The organism is Undibacterium sp. Di27W (assembly GCF_049340345.1).
Lineage (GTDB): Bacteria > Pseudomonadota > Gammaproteobacteria > Burkholderiales > Burkholderiaceae_D > Undibacterium.
Window position 1 is genome coordinate 542094 of record NZ_JBMPOS010000002.1, and the last position, 20667, is coordinate 562760.

General features: G+C 51.7%; 20 protein-coding genes. 9 read left to right on the plus strand and 11 right to left on the minus strand.

What is annotated here, in order from left to right:
- Positions 1-69 precede the first annotated feature (69 nt).
- The 3 genes from gyrB to dnaA all read right to left on the minus strand — a co-directional run bounded on the left by gyrB (position 70) and on the right by dnaA (position 5825).
- Positions 70-2565: a DNA topoisomerase (ATP-hydrolyzing) subunit B gene (gyrB, locus tag ACO0LF_RS07095; protein ID WP_423013282.1), complete on the minus strand. Its 2496-nt coding sequence runs from the start codon at positions 2563-2565 to the stop codon at positions 70-72.
- A 235-nt stretch (positions 2566-2800) separates the two neighbouring features.
- Positions 2801-3907, minus strand: coding sequence for a DNA polymerase III subunit beta (gene dnaN / locus ACO0LF_RS07100; protein ID WP_110254682.1), 1107 nt, complete (start codon positions 3905-3907; stop codon positions 2801-2803).
- Positions 3908-4433: 526 nt separating this feature from the next.
- Positions 4434-5825: a chromosomal replication initiator protein DnaA gene (gene dnaA, locus ACO0LF_RS07105; RefSeq protein ID WP_423007985.1), complete on the minus strand. Its 1392-nt coding sequence runs from the start codon at positions 5823-5825 to the stop codon at positions 4434-4436.
- 467 nt (positions 5826-6292) lie between these two features.
- Here dnaA and rpmH point away from each other — a divergent pair, with 467 nt between their 5' ends.
- The 6 genes from rpmH to ACO0LF_RS07135 all read left to right on the plus strand — a co-directional run bounded on the left by rpmH (position 6293) and on the right by ACO0LF_RS07135 (position 11208).
- Positions 6293-6427, plus strand: a complete 135-nt coding sequence (gene rpmH / locus ACO0LF_RS07110) for a 50S ribosomal protein L34 (protein ID WP_061535510.1) — start codon at positions 6293-6295, stop codon at positions 6425-6427.
- A 40-nt stretch (positions 6428-6467) separates the two neighbouring features.
- Positions 6468-6914 (plus strand): ribonuclease P protein component, encoded by a 447-nt coding sequence (rnpA, locus tag ACO0LF_RS07115; protein ID WP_423013284.1) that lies wholly within the window; start codon positions 6468-6470, stop codon positions 6912-6914.
- A 20-nt stretch (positions 6915-6934) separates the two neighbouring features.
- Entirely contained in the window at positions 6935-7231 is a 297-nt protein-coding gene (yidD, locus tag ACO0LF_RS07120) for a membrane protein insertion efficiency factor YidD (RefSeq protein ID WP_423013286.1), read from the plus strand.
- Between the two features lie 9 nt (positions 7232-7240).
- Entirely contained in the window at positions 7241-8899 is a 1659-nt protein-coding gene (gene yidC, locus ACO0LF_RS07125; RefSeq protein WP_423013288.1) for a membrane protein insertase YidC, read from the plus strand.
- Between the two features lie 339 nt (positions 8900-9238).
- Positions 9239-10645: a tRNA uridine-5-carboxymethylaminomethyl(34) synthesis GTPase MnmE gene (gene mnmE, locus ACO0LF_RS07130; protein ID WP_423013290.1), complete on the plus strand. Its 1407-nt coding sequence runs from the start codon at positions 9239-9241 to the stop codon at positions 10643-10645.
- 314 nt (positions 10646-10959) lie between these two features.
- Positions 10960-11208, plus strand: coding sequence for a hypothetical protein (locus ACO0LF_RS07135; protein ID WP_423013292.1), 249 nt, complete (start codon positions 10960-10962; stop codon positions 11206-11208).
- A gap of 380 nt (positions 11209-11588) precedes the next feature.
- Here ACO0LF_RS07135 and ACO0LF_RS07140 read toward each other — a convergent pair whose 3' ends face one another.
- The 4 genes from ACO0LF_RS07140 to ACO0LF_RS07155 form a co-directional block, all read right to left on the minus strand.
- Complete coding sequence (locus tag ACO0LF_RS07140) at positions 11589-12293, minus strand: DUF6058 family natural product biosynthesis protein (RefSeq protein ID WP_423013294.1); 705 nt, start codon at positions 12291-12293, stop codon at positions 11589-11591.
- An 81-nt stretch (positions 12294-12374) separates the two neighbouring features.
- Positions 12375-12719: an antibiotic biosynthesis monooxygenase family protein gene (locus ACO0LF_RS07145; RefSeq protein WP_423013296.1), complete on the minus strand. Its 345-nt coding sequence runs from the start codon at positions 12717-12719 to the stop codon at positions 12375-12377.
- Positions 12716-13684: a DMT family transporter gene (locus tag ACO0LF_RS07150; protein WP_423013298.1), complete on the minus strand. Its 969-nt coding sequence runs from the start codon at positions 13682-13684 to the stop codon at positions 12716-12718. The genes ACO0LF_RS07145 and ACO0LF_RS07150 overlap by 4 nt, the downstream gene beginning before the upstream one ends.
- Positions 13681-14937, minus strand: coding sequence for a cytochrome P450 (locus tag ACO0LF_RS07155; protein WP_423013300.1), 1257 nt, complete (start codon positions 14935-14937; stop codon positions 13681-13683). Before ACO0LF_RS07155 ends, ACO0LF_RS07150 begins: the two co-directional genes overlap by 4 nt.
- Positions 14938-14962: 25 nt before the next feature.
- Here ACO0LF_RS07155 and ACO0LF_RS07160 point away from each other — a divergent pair, with 25 nt between their 5' ends.
- Positions 14963-15679: an ArsR/SmtB family transcription factor gene (locus tag ACO0LF_RS07160; RefSeq protein ID WP_423013302.1), complete on the plus strand. Its 717-nt coding sequence runs from the start codon at positions 14963-14965 to the stop codon at positions 15677-15679.
- A 30-nt stretch (positions 15680-15709) separates the two neighbouring features.
- On the opposite strand, the gene ACO0LF_RS07165 is transcribed toward ACO0LF_RS07160, so the two are convergent.
- Positions 15710-16045 (minus strand): hypothetical protein, encoded by a 336-nt coding sequence (locus tag ACO0LF_RS07165; protein ID WP_423008005.1) that lies wholly within the window; start codon positions 16043-16045, stop codon positions 15710-15712.
- Positions 16046-16196: 151 nt separating this feature from the next.
- The gene (locus ACO0LF_RS07170; protein ID WP_423013304.1) at positions 16197-16493 is read right to left on the minus strand and encodes a YciI family protein; all 297 of its coding nucleotides are present in this window, start codon (positions 16491-16493) and stop codon (positions 16197-16199) included.
- 89 nt (positions 16494-16582) lie between these two features.
- Between ACO0LF_RS07170 and ACO0LF_RS07175 the strand changes: the two genes are divergently transcribed.
- The gene (locus ACO0LF_RS07175; RefSeq protein ID WP_423008009.1) at positions 16583-17368 is read left to right on the plus strand and encodes a class II glutamine amidotransferase; all 786 of its coding nucleotides are present in this window, start codon (positions 16583-16585) and stop codon (positions 17366-17368) included.
- Entirely contained in the window at positions 17365-18291 is a 927-nt protein-coding gene (locus ACO0LF_RS07180) for a LysR family transcriptional regulator (protein WP_423008011.1), read from the plus strand. Before ACO0LF_RS07175 ends, ACO0LF_RS07180 begins: the two co-directional genes overlap by 4 nt.
- Positions 18292-18517: 226 nt before the next feature.
- Here ACO0LF_RS07180 and ACO0LF_RS07185 read toward each other — a convergent pair whose 3' ends face one another.
- Positions 18518-19675 (minus strand): BMP family ABC transporter substrate-binding protein, encoded by a 1158-nt coding sequence (locus tag ACO0LF_RS07185; protein WP_423013306.1) that lies wholly within the window; start codon positions 19673-19675, stop codon positions 18518-18520.
- Between the two features lie 68 nt (positions 19676-19743).
- The gene (locus tag ACO0LF_RS07190) at positions 19744-20664 is read right to left on the minus strand and encodes an ABC transporter permease (protein WP_423013308.1); all 921 of its coding nucleotides are present in this window, start codon (positions 20662-20664) and stop codon (positions 19744-19746) included.
- Positions 20665-20667: the final 3 nt, after the last annotated feature.

The window sequence follows — 20667 nt, forward strand, 5'->3', positions numbered from 1 at the left end:
CGAAATTTGAGAGAATAAAAAAGGCCAACCAAGTAGGAGGGCCTTTTTTATTTCGAATTACCTATAACATCAAACGTCAATATTCCCCGCCCTCAACGCATTCGATTCAATAAACGCCCGGCGTGGTTCCACGTCGTCGCCCATCAGTGTGGTGAAAATCTGGTCGGCGGCGATCGCGTCTTCGATTTGCACTTTGAGCAGGCGGCGGACTGTGGGGTCCATGGTGGTTTCCCAGAGTTGGCTTGGGTTCATTTCGCCCAGACCTTTATAGCGTTGCTTGCTGACGCCGCGCTCGGCTTCGTCGCGTAGCCAGAGCATGGCCTGGTGGAAGTCGTGGACGGCGATTTCCTTGGCTTTTTCGCCTTCGCCGCGGCGGATGAATGCGCCTTCTGTGAGCAGGCCCTTGAAGGTGGTGGCGGCGTTTTCCAGTACCTGGTAATCGGCACCATCGACAAAGTCGGCATCGATGCTGCTGACCTTGATGTTGCCGTGGTACAGGCGTTCTATGCGCAGGCTGAATGCGCCTGAGAGTTCGTCGCTGCGTACTACTGCTTTGACCGCATTGTCGCCGATGGCGGCGGTCAGGGCGATGGCGGACGCCTCTGCGTTTTCTGCGTTATCCAATTTCAGCGTGACGCCAGTCATGATGGCGGTGAGGGCAGCGCGGTCGATGACGCGGGTCAGGCGCATCATGATGGCGTTGGCCAGGTTGTACTGGCGTACCAGTTCGCCCAGGGCTTCGCCAGTGATAGGGGCTGCGCCTGTGCCTGGTGTCAGGGATGCGCCGGTCAGGGCCACGGTCATCATGTAGGTGGCTTCTTCTGCATCATCTTTCAGATAACGTTCATCGCGGCCTGCCTTGACTTTGTAGAGTGGTGGCTGGGCAATGTAGATGTGGCCGCGTTCTACCAGTTGTGGCATCTGGCGGTAGAACAGGGTCAGCAGCAGGGTGCGGATGTGGGCGCCGTCGACGTCCGCATCGGTCATGATGATGATGCGGTGGTAGCGCAGTTTGTCGGCATTGAATTCGTCCGGGCCTATGCTGGTGCCGAGGGTGGCGATCAGGGTGGTGATCTGTTCACTGGACAGCATTTTTTCAAAGCGGGCTTTTTCTACGTTGAGTACTTTACCGCGCAGTGGCAAGATAGCCTGGAACTTGCGGTCGCGGCCTTGCTTGGCTGATCCGCCCGCAGAGTCACCTTCGACGATGTACAGTTCGCACAGGGCCGGGTCTTTTTCCTGGCAGTCGGCCAGTTTGGATGACAGGCCCAGGCCGTCCATGACGCCTTTGCGGCGTGTCAGTTCGCGGGCTTTACGGGCTGCTTCACGGGCGCGGGATGCCTCGACGATTTTGCCGCAAATGATCTTGGCGTCGTTTGGTTTTTCTTGCAAAAAGTCAGACAGGGTCTTGGCAACGATTTCTTCTACCGGGCCGCGCACTTCACTGGAGACCAGTTTGTCTTTAGTCTGCGAGCTGAACTTTGGCTCTGGCACTTTGACGGACAAAACGCAGGTCAGGCCTTCGCGCATGTCGTCGCCAGTGACTTCTACTTTGGCTTTCTTGGCGTATTCGTGTTCTTCAATATACTTGTTGATGACGCGTGTCATCGCGGCGCGCAGGCCGGTCAAGTGGGTGCCACCGTCGCGCTGCGGGATGTTATTGGTGAAGCACAATACCTGTTCATTGTAGGCATCATTCCATTGCATGGAGACGTCAACAGTGATGGTGGTGTTCTGGTCAGACTGGCGCTCACCTGTGGCCTGGAAAATCGTTGGGTTGAGCACGCTTTTGTTTTTGTTGATGTATTCAACAAAGCCACGGGTGCCGCCTTCGAACGCAAACAATTCTTCTTTGCCGGTACGGTGGTCGTTGAGTTTGATGCGTACGCCATTATTCAGGAAGGACAATTCGCGTATGCGCTTGGCCAGGATTTCATAATGGAATTCAACGTGGGTGAAGATTTCTTCATCAGCCCAGAAGTGTACTTCCGTACCGCGTTTGTCAGTGTCACCCAGGACTTTGATGGGGGATGTGACAACGCCATCAACAGTTTCGAGTTCGCGGTTTTGCGGTACGCCACGGACAAATTCCATCGCATACATTTTGCCATCGCGGCGGATAGTCAGCTTCAGCAACTTGGACAGGCCATTCACGCAGGACACACCCACGCCATGCAGACCGCCGGATACTTTGTAGGAGTTTTGATCGAACTTGCCACCCGCATGCAGCTCGGTCATGACGATTTCTGCGGCGCTGCGTTTGGGGTCGTGCTTGTCATCCCATTTGATGCCGGTAGGGATGCCGCGACCATTGTCAGTGATGGAGATGGAGTTGTCGCTATGGATGGTGACATTGATCTCGGTACAGTGACCTGCCAGGGATTCATCAATGGAGTTATCCAGCACTTCAAATACCAGGTGATGCAGACCGGTGCCGTCCGAGGTGTCACCGATGTACATGCCGGGGCGTTTGCGCACGGCTTCCAGGCCTTCCAGAATCTGGATTGAAGACGCGCCGTATTGATTGGGCTGCGCTGGAGTGTTGTCTTGGGTGTTATCGGACATGGCTACCTTCTAAAAAAACGAACTGTTTTGGACAATTGTGTAAATCGCCCAATGTGAAACATATTCAGGGACTGCTTTGTCATTTCTGTACAGGCGGGATTCAGTGTCTTGGGTGTTGATGCATCAAGGCATAACGACTAACGACGCTGGATTCCAGCCTGCGCTGGAATGACGGTAAAGAGATTGCCGTGAACTTAGCGTTCTGCTTTCACGGCAATTCAGCACATAAAAAAAACTATATCCGCATCGGCATGACGACATATTTGAAGTCGGTGTTGTCGGGGATAGTGATCAGTGCGGATGAATTGGAATCGCCCAAAGAGACCGATATCTGGTCGCATTTGAGGTTATTCAATACATCGAGCAGATAGCTGACGTTAAAGCCGATGTCCACGCTGTCGCCACCGTAGTCGATTTCGATTTCTTCTATCGCTTCTTCCTGGTCGGCATTGGTCGACAAAATCTGCATGAGGCCAGGAGTGATGACGCAACGCACGCCCTTGAACTTGTCCGACGTCATGATCGCGGCACGTTGCAATGAACGCAGCAATTGTTCACGGCCCAAGGTAAAGCTGTTTTTATAGCCTTTTGGGATGACGCGGTTAAAGTCAGGGAACTTGCCTTCGACCAGTTTGGAGATCAGTTCGATATCGGCAAAAGTCAGTTTGACCTGGTTGTTGGCGATGTCGATCTGTACCGGGTCTTCTTTATCTTCCAGCAGACGTTGCATCTCTATGATGGTCTTGCGCGGGATGATGACTTCATGACGCGGGAATTCTTGCTCGACTTCAACCTGGCAAAATGCCAGACGGTGACCATCAGTTGCGACGGCGATGACGTTCTTACCATCGACGACCAGCAGTAAGCCATTCAGGTAATAGCGAATGTCTTGTTGTGCCATCGAGAAATGCACCATGTTGAACAGGTGCTTCAGGGTTTTTTGTGGCAGATTGACGCTGGCATTGAAATGCTCGGCCTGGGCAACGGTAGGGAATTCTTCTGCCGCCAGGGTTTGCAGGGAGAAGCGCGACTTGCCTGACTGCACGCTCATCTTTTTGTTTTCAAGCTTGAGGACCACATCATTGTCATCTGGCAGGGCGCGCAAAATATCCAGCAATTTGCGGGCCGCAACTGTCGTGGCGATGCTGTCGCCACCAGAACCTATGGCTGCCTTGGTCGTGATCTGCACTTCTATGTCTGTCGACAGGAACGACACCTGTTCACCGTCTTTGCGAATGAGGATATTGGCCAGAATCGGCAATGTATGCCGACGCTCGACAATACCACTCACAATTTGCAAAGGCCGGAGCAGGGTGTCCCGGTGGGTTTTAACCAATTGCATTTGAATATCCTCACTATTTTGTTTAAAGGATCGGAGTAAGCTAGCTTGCTCCCTTGCTTCTTTTTTTACTACTTCATCTATTTGCTACTGTCATGCTTGCTGCCTCGTAGGGTGCGCCGTGCGCACCTTCAGGGCTTTTGCTACGTTGGTGCGCATGGCGCACCCTACAAATTTGTTTGTCGTTCTGCGCAAACGGCTCTTGCGCAGATGGATCCCAGCCTTCGCTGGGATGACGTTAATACTGTTCATGTAACTTTAAACAGCTTGCTGCTTTAATTCTGGTCGCGCTCTCAAAACCGTCATTCCAGCGCAGGCTGGAATCCCCCGGGCTGGCGCACCCGTGGCGTTTGTTGCTTACGCATATCGCTGACTCCAGAGCAAAACCCTTGCCAACCGTAGGGTGCGCCGTGCGCACCGCACTTGTCCGGCTTTACTGCCATGGTGCGCATGGCGCACCCTACAACATTTCCTGCCCGCAACTGGGCACAAAACCATCCCAATTGCACATCCTACAACATCCCGGCCATCAACCCTTGAGCGTTTGCTCTAATACATGCAGCTCATGGTTGCATTCGGGGTTTTTGGTGCGGTCTGCGGTGATCTTGCGGACTGCGTGCAAGACCGTGGTGTGGTCGCGGCCGCCGAAGAGTTCGCCGATTTCTGGCAGGCTCTTTTGCGTGAGTTCCTTGGCCAGGTACATCGCAATCTGGCGTGGTCTGGCGATATTGGCCGGACGTTTTTTCGAATACATGTCTGCGACTTTGATGTTGAAAAAGTCGGCGACGGTCTTCTGTATGTTCTCTACGGATATCTGGCGGTTCTGTACCGACAGCAAATCCTTCAGGGCTTCCTTGACCACGTCGATGGTGATTTCTTTACCATGGAAGCGTGAGTAAGCCAGAATCTTGCGCAATGCACCTTCGAGTTCACGTACATTCGAGCGCAAATGCTTGGCGACGAAGAAGGCAACGTCATCTGAAATATTCACACCTTCTGAATGGGCTTTCTTGAGCAAAATCGCTACGCGCATTTCCAGCTCTGGCGGTTCAATCGCGACTGTCAGGCCAGAGTCAAAGCGTGAAATCAGGCGGTCATCCATGCCTGTGATTTCTTTGGGATAAGTATCACTGGTGATGATGATCTGCTTCTTGGCCGCGATCAGTGCTTCAAAAGCATAAAAGAATTCTTCCTGGGTGCGGCTCTTGCCGCCAAAGAATTGAATATCATCGATCAGCAACAAATCCAGCGAATGATAATAACGCTTGAATTCATCAAAGCCCTTGCGCTGGTAAGCGGTCACTACGTCGCGTACATATTGTTCAGCGTGGATGTAGCGTATCTTGGCGTTCGGGTTATCAACCAGGATCTGGTTGCCGATAGCGTGGATCAAATGCGTCTTACCAAGGCCTACGCCGCCATACAGGAATAATGGGTTGTACGATACACCTGGATTATTTGCCACCTGGATGGCAGCAGCACGTGCCAGCTGGTTGGCCTTACCGGTGACGAAGCTGTCAAAGGTCAGGTCGGAATTGATACGGCTTTGTTCACGGCGCGGAGATACTTCTGGCGCAGCAGGTTCGGACATCATTTCTGGCACGCTGCCCTGGGCATCGAGGTCAGCATTCAAACCCTGAGGGCGTGGCGCTGCCGCTGCTGGAGCAGGTTTTCTGTTGCCACGTGGATCAAGCACGAACTGTACTTCTACTTCTTCATCCCAGTACTGGTTAGCCAGGTCGGTGATACGGTTGGCAAACTGGGCCTTGACCCAGTCCAGTTTGAAACGATTAGGCGCAGCGATACGCAGCTTGCCGTTTTCAAAGTCAAGCGGTACTAGCGGTTTGATCCAGGCGCTATATTGCTGTGGTGGAAGCTCTTGCTCAAGTTGGGAAGAACAGGCCTGCCAGAAATTTTCCATGTATGACTTTAATTATTAAATGCAAATGCGCGGTGCCGAATTAAATTCTACCGGTGCGATATTTAGTAAGACCTAAGCCTCTATCGCTGGGTAAGTTGTCTTAAAGACATAAAACGGTGCCGCGCTAATCCGCTATTTTAACCCCGCTTGACCGAGTTATCCACAGGTTTGGGTTTAAATTTATTCTTTGCATTGCACCAATAGATTTGCCCTGATTGATTAATTTTTGCGCTAAGTGATTGACACGCAAAGCAGAAATGGTGTCTAATTGTGGGTTCCCTACCCCTCTTTTATTGGTGCGGCTTTAATTATCAGTTTTTTGATGGATTGACGCATAACACCATGAGCAGCGGTTTTGGGGCAGTAAAGGCGAAAGGCCTGACGAAAATGTGCAAGCCGAAGTCGCACCCAAGACAGCCTTTATCCGTAATTCCGATTTTTTTTATTGCTCAATTAGCGAGACCAACATGAAACGTACTTACCAACCTTCCGTCGTTCGCCGCAAGCGCACTCACGGTTTCCGCGCACGCATGGCAACCCGCGGTGGCCGCGCTGTTCTGAACGCACGTCGCGCCAAAGGCCGTAAACGCCTGGCAGCTTGATTATCAGTTCATTGATCTGCGGCAGCTTTGCTGAATTTGCATGATCAATCTCGTAACTGAGCATACAACTGAGCCAGTTCAGGCAGGTGCAGGCGGCGCAGATTTTGCCCGCGTCAGGCGCATCGTTAAAACGGATGAGTTTTCATCCGTTTTTCGTTTGCGCCCCGTGCAAAAGACGGCGCATTTTGTGCTCTATACCAGAACCAATGATTTGCCGCACGCCCGTCTGGGTGTGGTGGCCGCCAAGCGTTTTGCGCCACGTGCAGTGACGCGCAATACCATCAAGCGTGTCACCCGCGAGATTTTCAGGCATGCAGCTTTGCTCAACGTGGACTGCATAGTGAGGTTGTCCCGCCCTGTTAACAGCAAGGCCGGGCCAGCGACGACTGCCCAGCTCAAGCGTGAGCTCAGGGCGGAAATTTTGCGTCTGTTTGCAGCACCTGCTTGCGCGCCTGTTAGTCATAAGCCACCTGCAAGTTCTACCTAAGCTAACCTAGGGCATTTGAGATGAAAACCTTGCTGCTCCTGTTGCTCAGATTTTACAAGCTGGCAATTAGTCCCATGCTGGGGCAGAACTGCCGGTTTTATCCCAGTTGTTCTGAATATGCGGCAGAGGCCATCAAGTTGCATGGTGCTGCCAAGGGTAGCTTGCTGGCAGGTAAACGCTTGTGCAAATGTCATCCATGGCACCCAGGTGGCGTCGATCATGTGCCGCCCGCTAGTGAAAAATCGCATACCGCCCCCACATCTGCCCAGTGCTGCCATGATGGCAAGCATACTGGACATTCTTCTCCCCTTTCCTGACATACACAAATGGATATCAAACGTACCGTCCTGTGGGTAATTTTCTCTTTCTCGCTGATCATGCTCTGGAATGGCTGGGGTGTATATAGCGGCAAGCCGTCTATGTTTGCTGCGCCTCCTCCAAAAGTGGCCAGTGCTTCTGCCTCTGCCAGCAGTGCAACAGCTAGTGTGAGTGGTGCTGCCAGCACGACCGCAGTGGCAGGCACTGATGCTGCCGCGGCACCTGTCATCAAGAGTGAAACCATTACCATTACTACCGATGTCATCCAGGCAGAAATTGATACCATCGGTGGCGAGCTGAAAAAACTGGAATTGCTGAAACATAAAGACGGCACAGATCATACTCAAAATGTGCTCTTGTTTAACAAATCAGAGAAGCGTACTTATCTGGCGCAAACGGGCTTGCTGGGTGGTGCTTTCCCTAATCACAAGTCTGGCTTCGTTGCCAAGCCTGGTGTACGTAGCCTGGAAGGTGGTAACCAGGTACAACTGGTGCTGGAATCCGAGCAAGGCGGCGTCAAGCTGACCAAGACTTATACCTTTAAAAAAGGCGAGTACCTGATCGATGTGCGCCATGATGTGACCAATACTGGTACAGCGGCGATCACACCTTCTTTGTATCTGCAATTGTTGCATGACGGCACCAAGCCTGAAAGCGGCGGCATGTTCTCTGGCAGCGGTGAATTCTATGCGCCTGCTGTGTACACAGAAGCAGAAAAATTCCAGAAACTGGATTTTGAAAAAATCGCCAAGGGTACAGATAGCCATGCCAAAGAATCAGACAATGGCTGGGTAGCAATGCTGCAACATTTCTTTGTGTCTTCTTTCATTCCGCAAGACAAGGCCAAGCGTGAAATTTTCACCAAGAAGGTTGATACCAATCTGTATGCAGTTGGTAATGTCTTGCCTATGGGCACAGTGGCACCAGGTGCAACAGTCAGCATGAATGCGCACCTGTATTCCGGCCCGCAAGAGTCTGCCAAGCTGGAAGCGATTGCCCCTGGCTTTGAGCTGGTCAAGGATTATGGTGTTTTGACACTGATTGCCAAGCCACTGTTCTGGGTCATGGAACAAATTCATAAAATGCTGGGTAACTGGGGCTGGACTATCGTGGTCTTCACGATCTCCATCAAACTGGCTTTGTTCCCGCTGTCGGCTGCCGGTTATCGCAGCATGGCCAAAATGAAGGTCGTCACACCGAAGATGCAGGCTGTGCGCGAGCGTTTCAAAAACGACCCGCAAAAAATGAACCAGGCCATGATGGAGTTGTACAAAACTGAGAAGATCAATCCTCTCGGCGGCTGCTTCCCTATCCTGATCCAGATGCCTATCTTTTTGGCACTGTACTGGGTCTTGCAAGCCAGCGTAGAAATGCGTGGCGCACCGTGGGTGGGCTGGATCACTGACCTGACTTCACCTGACCCTTGGTATATCCTGCCTGTGGTGTATGCGATTTCCATGTTCATCACCACCAAGCTGAACCCAGCCCCGGCTGATCCTATGCAGGCGAAGATGATGATGTTCATGCCACTGGCATTCTCGGTCATGTTCTTCTTCTTCCCGTCCGGTCTGGTGTTGTATTGGGTAGTCAACAATATCTTATCGATTGCACAGCAATGGGTCATCAATAATAAATTGATACCGCCAGAGCATAAGGCTCAAGCGTAAAGATTGAGCAAATGAGAAAGCCCGCAAGTTTGCTTGCGGGCTTTTTTTATGATGTGATTTGTTGATCAAACCCCTGGCTCATTTGCGTCTAATTTGTAGGTTGGGCTACGGGGTATCAGCCCAACACTGGGCCTCAACAAACGTATACGTCATTTAGATGCCCAGTGTCGGGCAGGAACACGAAGGTAAACGTTATTTAAACGCCGAGTGTTGGGCTGGTAAACCGTAGCCCAACCTACAAGAGTAGATATTCTTGGTATACACGCCCTGTCGCATTTCCGTCACAAACCAACAGACTAATTTGCACTCACAGTGTGCAAGCACAGATAGAATTTCAACATGATCTACGAACCCATTCCCATTGCTGCCATTGCTACCGCCCCCGGACGTGGCGGCATAGGTGTAGTGCGCATTTCTGGCAAGGACCTTGCGCCTGTCGTCACTGCTCTGTTTGGCACTACCCAATTCAAGCCGCGTCATGCCAGTTATTTGCCGTTTACCCAGACTGACGGTACCGTCATTGACCAGGGCATCGCGATTTATTTCAAGGCACCGCATTCTTATACCGGTGAAGATGTGCTGGAACTGCAAGGCCATGGCGGCCCGGTTGTCATGCAAATGCTGTTGTCGCGCTGCCTGGAAGCAGGCAAGGATGCAGGATTGCGACTGGCAGAACCTGGTGAATTTACTCAGCGCGCCTTTTTGAATGACAAGCTTGATCTGGCGCAGGCAGAAGCTGTGTCTGATTTGATCGAAGCCTCGACCGAGGCGGCAGCCAAATCGGCATCGCAATCGCTGTCCGGCGCTTTTTCCAAAGTCATTCATGCGCTGGTAGAAAAAGTCGTGCATCTGCGCATGCTGGTCGAGGCGACACTGGATTTCCCGGAAGAAGAAATCGACTTCCTCGAAAAATCGAATGCTCGCGGCCAGTTGGCGACCATACAGGATGCCCTGCAAAAGGTATTTGAACAGGCAGCCCAGGGTGCCTTGTTGCGCGCCGGTTTGAATGTGGTGCTGGCAGGCCAGCCGAATGTCGGTAAATCATCTTTGCTCAATGTGCTGGCAGGCGATGATGTCGCCATCGTCACACCGATTGCCGGTACGACACGCGACAAGGTGACTGAGACTATCCATATCGAAGGCATACCCCTCAATATCATCGATACTGCCGGCATACGTCACGAACATGACGAACCCGAAGAAGGCCAGATCGCCAATGCCATCGATACGGTAGAGCGCATAGGCATAGAACGCACCTGGGCAGAAGTTGAAAAGGCCGATGTCATCCTGCATTTACTGGATGCCAGCCGCGGTCCGACCCGGGCAGACGATGCCATCGTCGCGCGCTTCCCGGATGGCGTACCGGTGATACGTATCTGGAACAAAATAGATTTATCCGGCCACCATGCCAGTGTCGATGAAATGTCAGATGCGACGCATATTTATCTGTCAGCACATGAACACATAGGCATAGATCTGCTGCGCAAGGAATTGCTACGCATCGCCGGTTGGGAGCAGACTGGTGAATCACTTTATCTCGCCCGCGAACGTCATCTGATCGCTCTTAAACATGCACATGAGCATTTGCAAAACGCCGCTGAGTATGCAGCGCAAAATGATCAGTCGCTGGATTTGTTTGCTGAAGAACTGCGTCTGACGCAAGACCGCTTGAACAGTATCACTGGTGAATTTACTTCTGATGATTTGCTGGGTGTAATTTTTTCGCGCTTTTGTATAGGTAAATAGAGTATCTATGTATCTAAAATGAAGCCCCCATTTGGTAAGCTATCAGTGTTTTTTGAAAATTCATAATGTGATAAGGGGGCAGGGCATATCACATGGTTTTTGTCAGCACACACAATATGTAATGGTCAAGATTGTTTGATTTTTTAAGAGTAAGGGGAAATCTCTGATCTGTGATTCGGAAAAATATTGGTAATTCTAAAATTTAGATTTTAGTTTACAGGGTTGTCTCTTGTATGAGGACTTGGATCACGTTAAACTTCGCGCGAATCTTTAATTCGTCGTGTTTGATCCACGCGACACACAGGAGAAATTATATGAAAAAATTGACTAAATTTTTAGTTGTGCCCATGTTGTTGGCTTCAGTTAGCGCTTGTACGTCAACAAAAATATCTCAAAATTTAGCGTCGGGTGCAATTGGCTGCTCACCTACCGATATAGGTATTTTTAACGAGAAAGTCAGTAGCGGTGTACATACGTTTATGGCATCTTGCGGTAGTAAAAAATACTTTTGTACTTATCTTTATCCGAATCCGATTGCTTGTAAGGAGCAGACTGCAAACTAACAATAGATGCGTCTACAGAGGCACTGATCAAGCTGATGTACTCGATGAGGTTGGATTGGTAATTGACGAGATATTTATGAGGGCACAGTCTTATTGAGGCATTACCAATTATGATATCGAAAAATACAATCGCTTGATCGAGTTATTGCTTAACTGAGTTTCATGGAAAAAACACTTCTATCCAATGAAAAACAGCTTCCTGAAATGATCCCGCGTTTTTGTGTAGCAATAGCTGGCCTTTCATGGTGCCAGTATGCTTGCAAGCAAATCAAATAGTGTACTGATACAAGGCTACAATATAAACCGGGTAATGGGAAATACTGGCAGCTAGAGTAAAAGGCTGCCATGGGTGCATAGAGATTGAGTATATGTGCCAGGCATTATCTGGATAACACAGCTTGTAATTTCGGCCTTATATCATCGACCAGACGCTTGCGGCTGGAGCGTGCAAATTCAGCCGGTGAAAAACACATGACGGCGTCCGCAAAGGCATCGACTACTGGCAGGATGTCGTTTGCTTCAGCATGACTGAATTCGTTTTTGCTGCCATTCCCAGTCAGAGAGCTCAGCTTTAGCTGTAACACACCTTTACGTGCAATCTCTGCGGCAGAAACTGGATTGGCGGTGCAGATGCCAAAGGTGCCGAGCAAAAAATGCTTCCAGTGGAATTCTGCATTTTCTGTCAGGCCAGCAGCATTTGCTGTGCCATCCTGTTCGAAGCAGTCTTGCATATGCCATACACTGGCATTCAATTCAGTCAGCGCAGCGATGTAGTCGCGCATGAATTCTTGTTTCATTGTCTCTGATGCTGCGGCCAGGCCGTGTTCAGCCACCAGCTGTTTTGCCCTGTCACACCAGACAGTATGGCTGGCACGAAAATAATCACTGGCTATGGTATCGGCGGCATCTGACTCACCAAATACGGCAGAGTTGATGGTGGCTTTTTCTGAGATGACATAAGAAGGACCGGGCAGTATCTGTGCTGCCAGCAAATCATTTAATTCTGCTTCAGGAATGCCGCAGGCTGCGGCGAATTGTGCCTTGGTCAAAAAGTATTTATTCAGGTAAAGCTGTAATTCAGACATATTGATATTCTCTCTTGAGATGAAAATTGCCGCTGGTCTGGCGGCATACTACGTCATAAATCTGGGGTGCACTTATGAGTGTCAACCGTGTACATGACGACTATCTGCCGGTGCCTGTTCACGCTCCAATAAGCCATAGTCACGCACGACAGATGCTATGCGCAAACGGTAGCCGGCAAAGATGTGAGCACGTCCCTGTGACTGCGCAGCCCGGTGTTCTTCGGTATTGCGCCAGTTGGCGACAGCAGCTTCATCACGCCAGAAAGACAGCGACAAAATCTTGGCAGGATCAACCAGACTTTGAAAACGCTCTATCGAGATGAATCCATCCATCTCCCTTAGCAAGGGGGCCAGTCCGGCGGCGATGTCCAGGTATTCCTGCTTGTTGTCTGCATGGGGGATGACTTCAAATATAACGGCGATCATGGTGTCTCCTGATTGTTATGGGGTATCTGATTGAGAGGTTCTATTTTGACAGGTATGGCAGCGCGTGCCGGGATGGTCATCGCTGCCACGCCAGCTACCACGCAGGCCAAGCCTGTCCAGACGGTAGGTGTCATGTTTTCTTGCAAGACGCCCACACCGATAAGGACACCAATCGGCACGCGTAAATATGCCTGGGCAGTCGTGCCGACGGAACCCAGAGTTCGCATCAGGCGAAAATAAATAACTAATGCCAGCGCTGTCGAAAATACGGAAAGTCCAAGCAAGGCAAAGACCGATGCATGCGAAGGCGTGATTGTCCATGGGTGATCAAGCAGCAGACTTAAAGGCAGCATGACGGCTGCGCCGCAGATCAACGATCCGGCAGCGGGCTGCATCGGGTCCAGGCCTTTAAAATTCTTGCCGTAGATGGCGGCACATGAATAACAGACAGTGGCCAGGACAATGGCAAGTTGTGGCATCAATTGTTCGCCCAGGCCATGCAAGACTTCCATGCCGATGATGAGGCAGGTTCCTGCCAGTCCCGTGACGATACCAAACAGCTTGCGGGCAGTGACGGATTCATGTCGGGTGATCATCCATGTTCCCAGAAACGTCAGAATGGGTGCGCCAGAATTCAGGATAGTGGCGAGACCGGCATCGACTGACTGCTCTGCCCATGCAATCAGGGTAAATGGCATGACGCTATTCAGCAATGCCTGCACCATGAAACGGCGCCATACGACCGTGTCGCGTGACAGACGGATTCCGCGCCAGCGCATGATCATCAACAACAAAGCACTGGCAATCAAGGTGCGCGCCGCGATAAAACTCATAGGCGGGATAGTCACAACACCAATTTTGATAAAGGTATATGACGCCCCCCACAAGGTAGAAAGTGCGAGCAACAACGCAAGTTCTGTAGCAGGATTGTTTTTCTTGCCTCCGGCAATGCAGACCTCAGTCATGACAGACCCCTATGATGATTGAATACCGGAATGCGGCCATTCAGGGAAGGGCGATAAGTCCAGCTTAATCTATGCCATTCAAGCACGGAGGTAGTTATCAGATGATGAAGACTGCTGGCGCTGATCTGTTCGGCAATTGCTGGGCCTGGGCAGGCATGGCGCGCATGGCCGAAGCTGAATACCTTGCGGTCAGGTCTGTTCAGTTGCAGACTGTCTGCATCATGGTTGACTGACGCATCACGATTGGCGGCTGCCAGCAAGACCACGATTGCCTCACCAGCTTGCAAAGCCTGGCCTGCAATTTCACATGTCTGTGTGACGAAGCGGCGGGTGTTTTGTACCGGGGCATCGTAGCGGGCTACTTCTGCAATCAGGTCTTTTATTGTCTGTGGCTGACTGGCTGATTCTTCACGCAGCTTCTGCAACAGGCCTTGTTGTTGCTGTAAGGCGATGATGCTATTACCCATCAGACCCGCTGTTGCTTCATACGTCTGCGATAACAAGCCGATGAGATTGCACAAGATGCCATCAGCATGCTGCCAGCCTAGTTGTTCCGCTTCGCTTTGCAGACCTGCCAGAAATCCATCTGGTTTCGCCTGACTGTCTTGCAGCAGTTGGCGAAAACTATTTTGCAAAGCCTTTGCAGCCACATGTGCGGCATCGATTTGTTCTGCAGTGCTCAAGGGGGAAAGGCAGCGTACGAAATCTGCCATCCAGCTTGCCAGGGCGGGCAGGGCTTCTTCTGAAAACCCCAATACGCTGCCCATGACATGGATGGGCAAGGCGAACAGATATTGTGTCAGTCCATCTCCTGTTCGTACATCATATGTGTTTGCGAGTTGGGTCGCATGTTGCTGCGTACAGGCGGCGATGCCAGACAAGTCCAGCTTGCGCAATGAGCTTTGTATTACCTGTTTAGGCAGGGCATGGGCCTGGCCTTCATTCATGCGTATCAGGTTTGAAAATATTTCTCCCGCTGATCCCCCGGCAATATTGCGTGGCACAGGTTCTGTCACTGGCCTGACAGCACAAGCGGGAGATTCCAGCACTTGCTGCACGATGTCGGCACGGCTGACTATCCAGCATTTGAGTGCTGCATCAAAAAACCATGCTGGCCCTGCACGCAGGCTGGCGTAATACGGGTAAGGGTCTGGGTGGCAAGCGGCATTCAATATAGTGATTTGCTGTGTCATGGCAGGGCAGAGTAGGGTTGATGAGTAAGTGGTGAAATGCAGTATAGGGCTTGTTCGCATTGAACAATTCGTCTACCATCAAACTATGAATGCAGACAATCACACCAATATAGAATACGCCGATACGCAATTAGCCAAGCTCGCCGGGGCCATTGCCGAGCCTGCCCGCGCCCGCATGCTGTGCAGCCTGATGGATGGGCGCGCCCGCACCAGCACTGAGCTGGCCGTTGTGGCTGAGGTCAGCCCATCCACTGCCAGTGTGCATTTGAGTAAATTACTGGAACAACATCTGGTGACGGTGGTGGCGCAGGGCAAGCATCGCTATTACCAGCTCGCCAGTAATGAAGTGGCGATTGCACTGGAGTCCCTGCTGTTGATCGCCGGCTTACCAAGATCACGCTTTGTGCCAAACACCCCGGACCGCCTGCGCAAGGCGCGTACCTGCTATGACCATATGGCGGGTGAGGTGGCGGTGGGGGTGCATGATTATCTGATGCAGCAAGCCTGGATCAGGCCGGTCGACGGTGAAGAAACTGCCTATGAATTGACGGCAACAGGCAGTAAGTCTTTGGAAGAACTGGGTCTGGATATTGCCACGACACGCAAGGCCAGGCGGCGTTTTGCCTGTTCCTGCCTGGACTGGAGTGAGCGCACTCCGCATCTGGGTGGTGCTTTGGGGGCTGCTTTGCTGAATTTATTGATTAGTCATTCCTGGCTGGAACGTGATCTTGATAGCCGGGCGCTGGCATTGACCAGCAAGGGCAAACGTGAATTTCAAAAAGTGTTTGCCTTAAAAACCTGAAACTTGATGTCCAGGCTGTGCTTACTGCGCTTATTCTTTTGTACCAAGCTTGATCTTGGCAAGCCTGTCTATGATCGCTGGCTTTAACTTGCGGAAGTACACCAGGTCAATCGCAAACATGGAAACAAGAGCCAAGCCTACAGTCAGCACGCAGCTTATCCATATCGAGTCTGGGGCTGCGATGCGGTTAGACAGATAAATTGCTGCGAATATTGTCAAACCCGTCATGAATTCACGCCAGAGCGGTTTACGCGTCTTGAAGGTTTTTTGTGCTGCCAGCAATACCAGCTCAGGGTAGTGTTTGGGCGCAACATCCTTTAATTCAGGGACTGCCAGCAATAAGGCGTCAGTGCTGAAGTTTTGCATGATTATCCATCCTTTATTCACCTGCAATCAGGTCTTGTGGGAAATATTATCTGCTTCAATAGAGGCTTAGTCTACGGTCAAAATGTAAAACATTTACCACAGGCATGTTGTTGGTCTATTGTTAAGCTGGTAGCAAGTCCTGGAGACAGCCTCAGATTTCGGCGATGACTTCTGGAAAAGCCTTGGACCATTGCAAAATTTCCACACTTTCACGCATGCCATAGACCCAGAAAGGGTCAGTTTGCCACAGGCTTTCTACTTCGGCCTTGTCTTTAGCTTCAATGATCCATAAAGCGCCTATGGGGTGGTCATTGGCATCATGGCGCAGTGATCCTGCCACCTTGATTTGCGCCCGGCGTGCTGCCAGCCAATCTATGTGGGCAGCCATATAGTCAGTGCGGACATGGCGCATCGTTGTTTTGTCGGTAAATCTGACGGCAAATAACATAAGCAAACTCAAAAATCTTATAAAGATGGGAATAATAAGCGGGTTTGCCTATGTTAAGGTATGGTCAAACTGTTTTCACTATATGCATCATGTGTCAATTACTAGGAATGAACTGCAATACCCCGACTGATATTGTCTTCAGTTTTACCGGGTTTGCAACACGCGGCGGTCTGACGGACGAGCACAAGGACGGCTGGGGCATCGCTTTCTTTGAAGGCAGCGGCGTACGCCTGTTTGTCGATCACCAGTCGGCAGTCGAATCGCCGGTGGCCGAGCTGATCAAGCGCTATCCCATCAAATCCAGGAATGTCATCGCCCATATCCGCAAGGCTACCCAGGGCCAGGTCAGCCTGGAAAACTGTCATCCCTTCGTACGTGAATGCTGGGGGCGTTACTGGGTATTTGCCCATAATGGTGATTTGAAGGAATTCGCACCCGTGCTGGACGGCAGCTTCCAGCCAGTTGGCAATACCGATAGTGAAAGAGCATTTTGCTATCTATTGCAACGCATGCGTCGTCACTTTGGCGAGCAATTGCCATCGGTGCAGCAACTGGCGCAATTCATGCAAGAGATCACGGCAGAAATTGCCACTTATGGCACTTTCAATATGATGCTGTCGAATGGTGAAGCCCTGTTCACCCACTGTTCTACCAAACTCTATTACATCGTGCGCCAGCATCCTTTCAGTACCGCTGCCTTGACGGATGAAGATGTGGCTGTCGATTTTTCTCAGGTCACTACCCCTGCCGACAAGGTCGCCATCATCGTCACCGAACCTCTGACAACCAATGAAAGCTGGACTCAGTGTGCATCTGGCCAGATGCTGGTATTTGTTGATGGTGATGTATTGGCTTTGCCAGAGGTAGTAGCATGAACCAGCGATTGATGGATCAGCTCGACACCAATCTCTTGCGCGTCTTGCACACCCTGCTGACTGAACGCAGCGTCACCCGCACCGCCATGAAGCTGGGACAATCACAACCCGCCATCAGCAATATGCTGAAGCGCCTGCGCGAAATCACCGGGGATGCCATCCTGGTACGCGGTAAAAACGGTATGACTGCGACTGAGCGGGGTGAAGAACTCTTATTGCTGGCACGCCAGGCTTTGAATGTGCTGGAAAGTATCGCCAGCCCGGCACCGGCCTTCATGCCAGCCTCTAGCCAGCGCATCTTCCAGCTCGGCGCACCGGATTACCTGAGCGCCTTGCTGATTCCACTCATCATAGAAAAATTGCGCGAACAGGCACCCAATGCCGGCCTGACTGTACATGCTCTGAATGCCGGTTTTGATTATGCCGCTGGCCTGGAAAGTGGCGAGCTTGATTGCGTCATCGGCAACTGGCCCGACCTGCCACCGCACCTGCATCTGGCGCAATTGTTTGAAGATGAAGTGGTCTGCATGGTGAATCGCAAACACCCGGTCGTCAGCAAGGGTTTGTCGATCAAATACTACCTGGAAATGGCCCATCTGGCCCCCACGCCGTATATGATGGGCCACCGCAGTATCATAGATAGCGCACTCGCAGAGCAGGGCTTGAAGCGCAAGATACAGATGACCATTCCCTACTTTGGCATGGTCCCCTATGTACTCTCACGTACCGACCTCATTTTCACCACCAGTCGCAGCTTTGCCGTGCAATGCGCCAGAGACTGGCCGATAGAAGTCTTGCCCATGCCGATTACCGTACCCAAGATGAAGTTCTACATGCTCTGGCATGAACGCGCGCATGCGGCGGCAGAGGTGCAGTGGTTGAGACGGATAGTGGCGGAGGCTTCGGCTAAGGTGATGGTGTAAGTTGTAGGCAGGATGGTTGGCAGGATTGTAGGTTGGGCTACGGGGTATCAGCCCAACACTGGGCCTCTGCAAACGCATACGCTATTTAAACGCCGAGTGTTGGGCTGATGTGGCGTAGCCCAACCTACGAGGAGCTCAAGCTACGGAAAATCCGTAGCCCAATCATCCAGAGACACAGTGAAACCTGTATTTTTCCGTGTCTCTGTGTTGAGAGGTCTTACTTAAATCAACCCGGCACTTTCCCCTCCACACCCTCCACATAAAACTTGATGTCATGCAGGAACTTGTCATCCGCCACGGCATCCTTGCCCAAAACTTCCTTGCCAGTATTGTCCTTGATAGGCCCTTTCCAGATCGGGCCTGTGCCGTCGATGACGCCCTGGCGTTTGTCGGCGATGAGTTTTTTGACTTCGTCGGACAGGCTGGCGTTGAAGGCTTTCAGGTCTATCATGTTTTCTTTCAGGCCCCACCAGGTGGTGTCTGATTTCCATGTTTTGTTGAGCACTTCATCGACGCGCTTGGTGTAGTACACCCCCCAGTCGATGACCGATGCTGCCAGGTGGGCTTTGGCGCCAAACTTGCTCATGTCGCTGTCCCAGCCAAAGGCGTAGACGCCTTTTTCTTCGGCAGTTTGTACGACCGCGGCTGAGTCGGTATTTTGCATGAGCACATCCACGCCCTGACCTATCAGGGTAGTGGCGGCTTCACGCTCTTTGCCAGGGTCAAACCATTTATTGACCCAGACCACCCTGGTGGTGGCCTTGGGGTTGATGGAGCGAGCACCGAGGGTGAAGGAATTGATATTGCGCAGTACTTCAGGGATAGGGATGGAGGCAACCACACCCAGCTTGCCAGACTTGCTCATCTTGCCTGCAGCGACACCGGCGAGATAAGCGCCTTCATATGTGCGCACATCATATTGCGCCAGGTTATCGGCAGTTTTGTAGCCAGTCGCATGTTCAAACTTCACATCCGGGAAATCCTTGGCGACTTTGAGCATGGCTTCCATGTAGCCAAAGGTAGTGCCAAAGATGACCTTGTTACCTTGATTGGCGAGGTCGCGGATCACGCGCTCTGCATCTGCTGCGCTCTCTGGCACGTTCTCGACAAAAGTGGTTTTGACCTTGTCACCAAACTTGGCTTCCACTGCCTTGCGGGCAGCATCATGGGCATAGGTCCAGCCTGCATCACCCACCGGGCCTACATAGATGAAACCGACTTTCAAAGGCTCGGCGGCAGTTGGTGCTGCAGCGTTGCTGGCTGGCGCAGGCGCTGCTGCACTGGCGCTGGCGGATTTGCTTTCTTCTTTCTGGCCACAACCAGCAAGACCGACAATAGCCAGGGACAGCGCCGCTGCCAGGGTTTTTCTGCGAGTGATTTTCATGGATAGCTTCCTTGGTTTGATTTTCAGTGTTAATCAAAAAACGCACAGCAAATTACATAGATATCTGATTACGCCGACCCCGGGCGGAAAGGCTTGCCCAGTGAAGCCGGCATGTTCAGGCGTATCCAGTCAGGGTTACGCGAAATCAGCACCAGCACGATAATCGTTGCCAGATAGGGCAGCATGGATAAAATTTCCGATGGAATGGCGATGCCTATTGCCTGGAAATGGAACTGCAAAATCGTCACGCTGCCAAACAGTAAAGCACCCAGCAAGACCCGTGCCGGACGCCAGGTAGCAAACGTCGTCAATGCCAGGGCTATCCAGCCACGCCCGGCAACCAGGCCTTCCACCCACATCGGGGTATACACGACAGACAGGTAGGCCCCAGCGATGCCGCAACAGGCACCGCTGAACAGCAAGGCCAGATAACGTATCTTGCGCACTGGGTAACCCAGCGCATGGGCAGATTCCGGCGATTCACCCACCGATCTCAAGACCAGGCCAGCACGGCTGCGGTACAAGAACCAGATAATGCCGCCGCATAGTAAAAGACCAAAATACACCGCCAGATGCTGGTCAAACAAGGCTTTGCCAAGGAAAGGGATATCCGATAAAAACGGTATGCCATGCGGCCCCGCAGGCAGAGACTGCCCAACGAAAGACTGTCCTATGAAGGCCGACAGGCCAGCGCCAAAGATGGACAATGCCAGGCCAGTCGCTACCTGATTGGTCACCAGTACCAGTGCCAGCCAGGCAAACAAAGTCGCCATCAGCATGCCAGCAACTGCGCCAGCGACAAAACCCAGCCAGGGCATATGGGTCTGGTGGGCCACGGCAAAACCGGTAATGGCGGCCACCAGCATCATGCCTTCGGCACCAAGATTGAGCACGCCTGCACGTTCATTGATCAGCAGGCCCAAAGCCGCGATCAGCAAGGGTGTGCCAGAGTTGATAGAGGCGGCGATAAGTGCAGCAAAATTTTCCATGGT

What these genes read in the sequence shown, in the direction of transcription:
- ACO0LF_RS07140 (WP_423013294.1), bottom strand. Translation starts at nt 12,293, where the DNA reads ATGTCTGAATTACAGCTTTACCTGAATAAATACTTTTTGACCAAGGCA.
- ACO0LF_RS07175 (WP_423008009.1), top strand. Translation starts at nt 16,583, where the DNA reads ATGTGTCAATTACTAGGAATGAACTGCAATACCCCGACTGATATTGTC.
- ACO0LF_RS07135 (WP_423013292.1), top strand. Translation starts at nt 10,960, where the DNA reads ATGAAAAAATTGACTAAATTTTTAGTTGTGCCCATGTTGTTGGCTTCA.
- yidD (WP_423013286.1), top strand. Translation starts at nt 6,935, where the DNA reads ATGAAAACCTTGCTGCTCCTGTTGCTCAGATTTTACAAGCTGGCAATT.
- ACO0LF_RS07160 (WP_423013302.1), top strand. Translation starts at nt 14,963, where the DNA reads ATGAATGCAGACAATCACACCAATATAGAATACGCCGATACGCAATTA.
- gyrB (WP_423013282.1), bottom strand. Translation starts at nt 2,565, where the DNA reads ATGTCCGATAACACCCAAGACAACACTCCAGCGCAGCCCAATCAATAC.
- rnpA (WP_423013284.1), top strand. Translation starts at nt 6,468, where the DNA reads ATGATCAATCTCGTAACTGAGCATACAACTGAGCCAGTTCAGGCAGGT.
- dnaA (WP_423007985.1), bottom strand. Translation starts at nt 5,825, where the DNA reads ATGGAAAATTTCTGGCAGGCCTGTTCTTCCCAACTTGAGCAAGAGCTT.
- ACO0LF_RS07185 (WP_423013306.1), bottom strand. Translation starts at nt 19,675, where the DNA reads ATGAAAATCACTCGCAGAAAAACCCTGGCAGCGGCGCTGTCCCTGGCT.
- ACO0LF_RS07170 (WP_423013304.1), bottom strand. Translation starts at nt 16,493, where the DNA reads ATGTTATTTGCCGTCAGATTTACCGACAAAACAACGATGCGCCATGTC.
- rpmH (WP_061535510.1), top strand. Translation starts at nt 6,293, where the DNA reads ATGAAACGTACTTACCAACCTTCCGTCGTTCGCCGCAAGCGCACTCAC.
- ACO0LF_RS07180 (WP_423008011.1), top strand. Translation starts at nt 17,365, where the DNA reads ATGAACCAGCGATTGATGGATCAGCTCGACACCAATCTCTTGCGCGTC.
- mnmE (WP_423013290.1), top strand. Translation starts at nt 9,239, where the DNA reads ATGATCTACGAACCCATTCCCATTGCTGCCATTGCTACCGCCCCCGGA.
- ACO0LF_RS07155 (WP_423013300.1), bottom strand. Translation starts at nt 14,937, where the DNA reads ATGCGAACAAGCCCTATACTGCATTTCACCACTTACTCATCAACCCTA.
- yidC (WP_423013288.1), top strand. Translation starts at nt 7,241, where the DNA reads ATGGATATCAAACGTACCGTCCTGTGGGTAATTTTCTCTTTCTCGCTG.
- ACO0LF_RS07165 (WP_423008005.1), bottom strand. Translation starts at nt 16,045, where the DNA reads ATGCAAAACTTCAGCACTGACGCCTTATTGCTGGCAGTCCCTGAATTA.
- dnaN (WP_110254682.1), bottom strand. Translation starts at nt 3,907, where the DNA reads ATGCAATTGGTTAAAACCCACCGGGACACCCTGCTCCGGCCTTTGCAA.
- ACO0LF_RS07145 (WP_423013296.1), bottom strand. Translation starts at nt 12,719, where the DNA reads ATGATCGCCGTTATATTTGAAGTCATCCCCCATGCAGACAACAAGCAG.
- ACO0LF_RS07190 (WP_423013308.1), bottom strand. Translation starts at nt 20,664, where the DNA reads ATGGAAAATTTTGCTGCACTTATCGCCGCCTCTATCAACTCTGGCACA.
- ACO0LF_RS07150 (WP_423013298.1), bottom strand. Translation starts at nt 13,684, where the DNA reads ATGACTGAGGTCTGCATTGCCGGAGGCAAGAAAAACAATCCTGCTACA.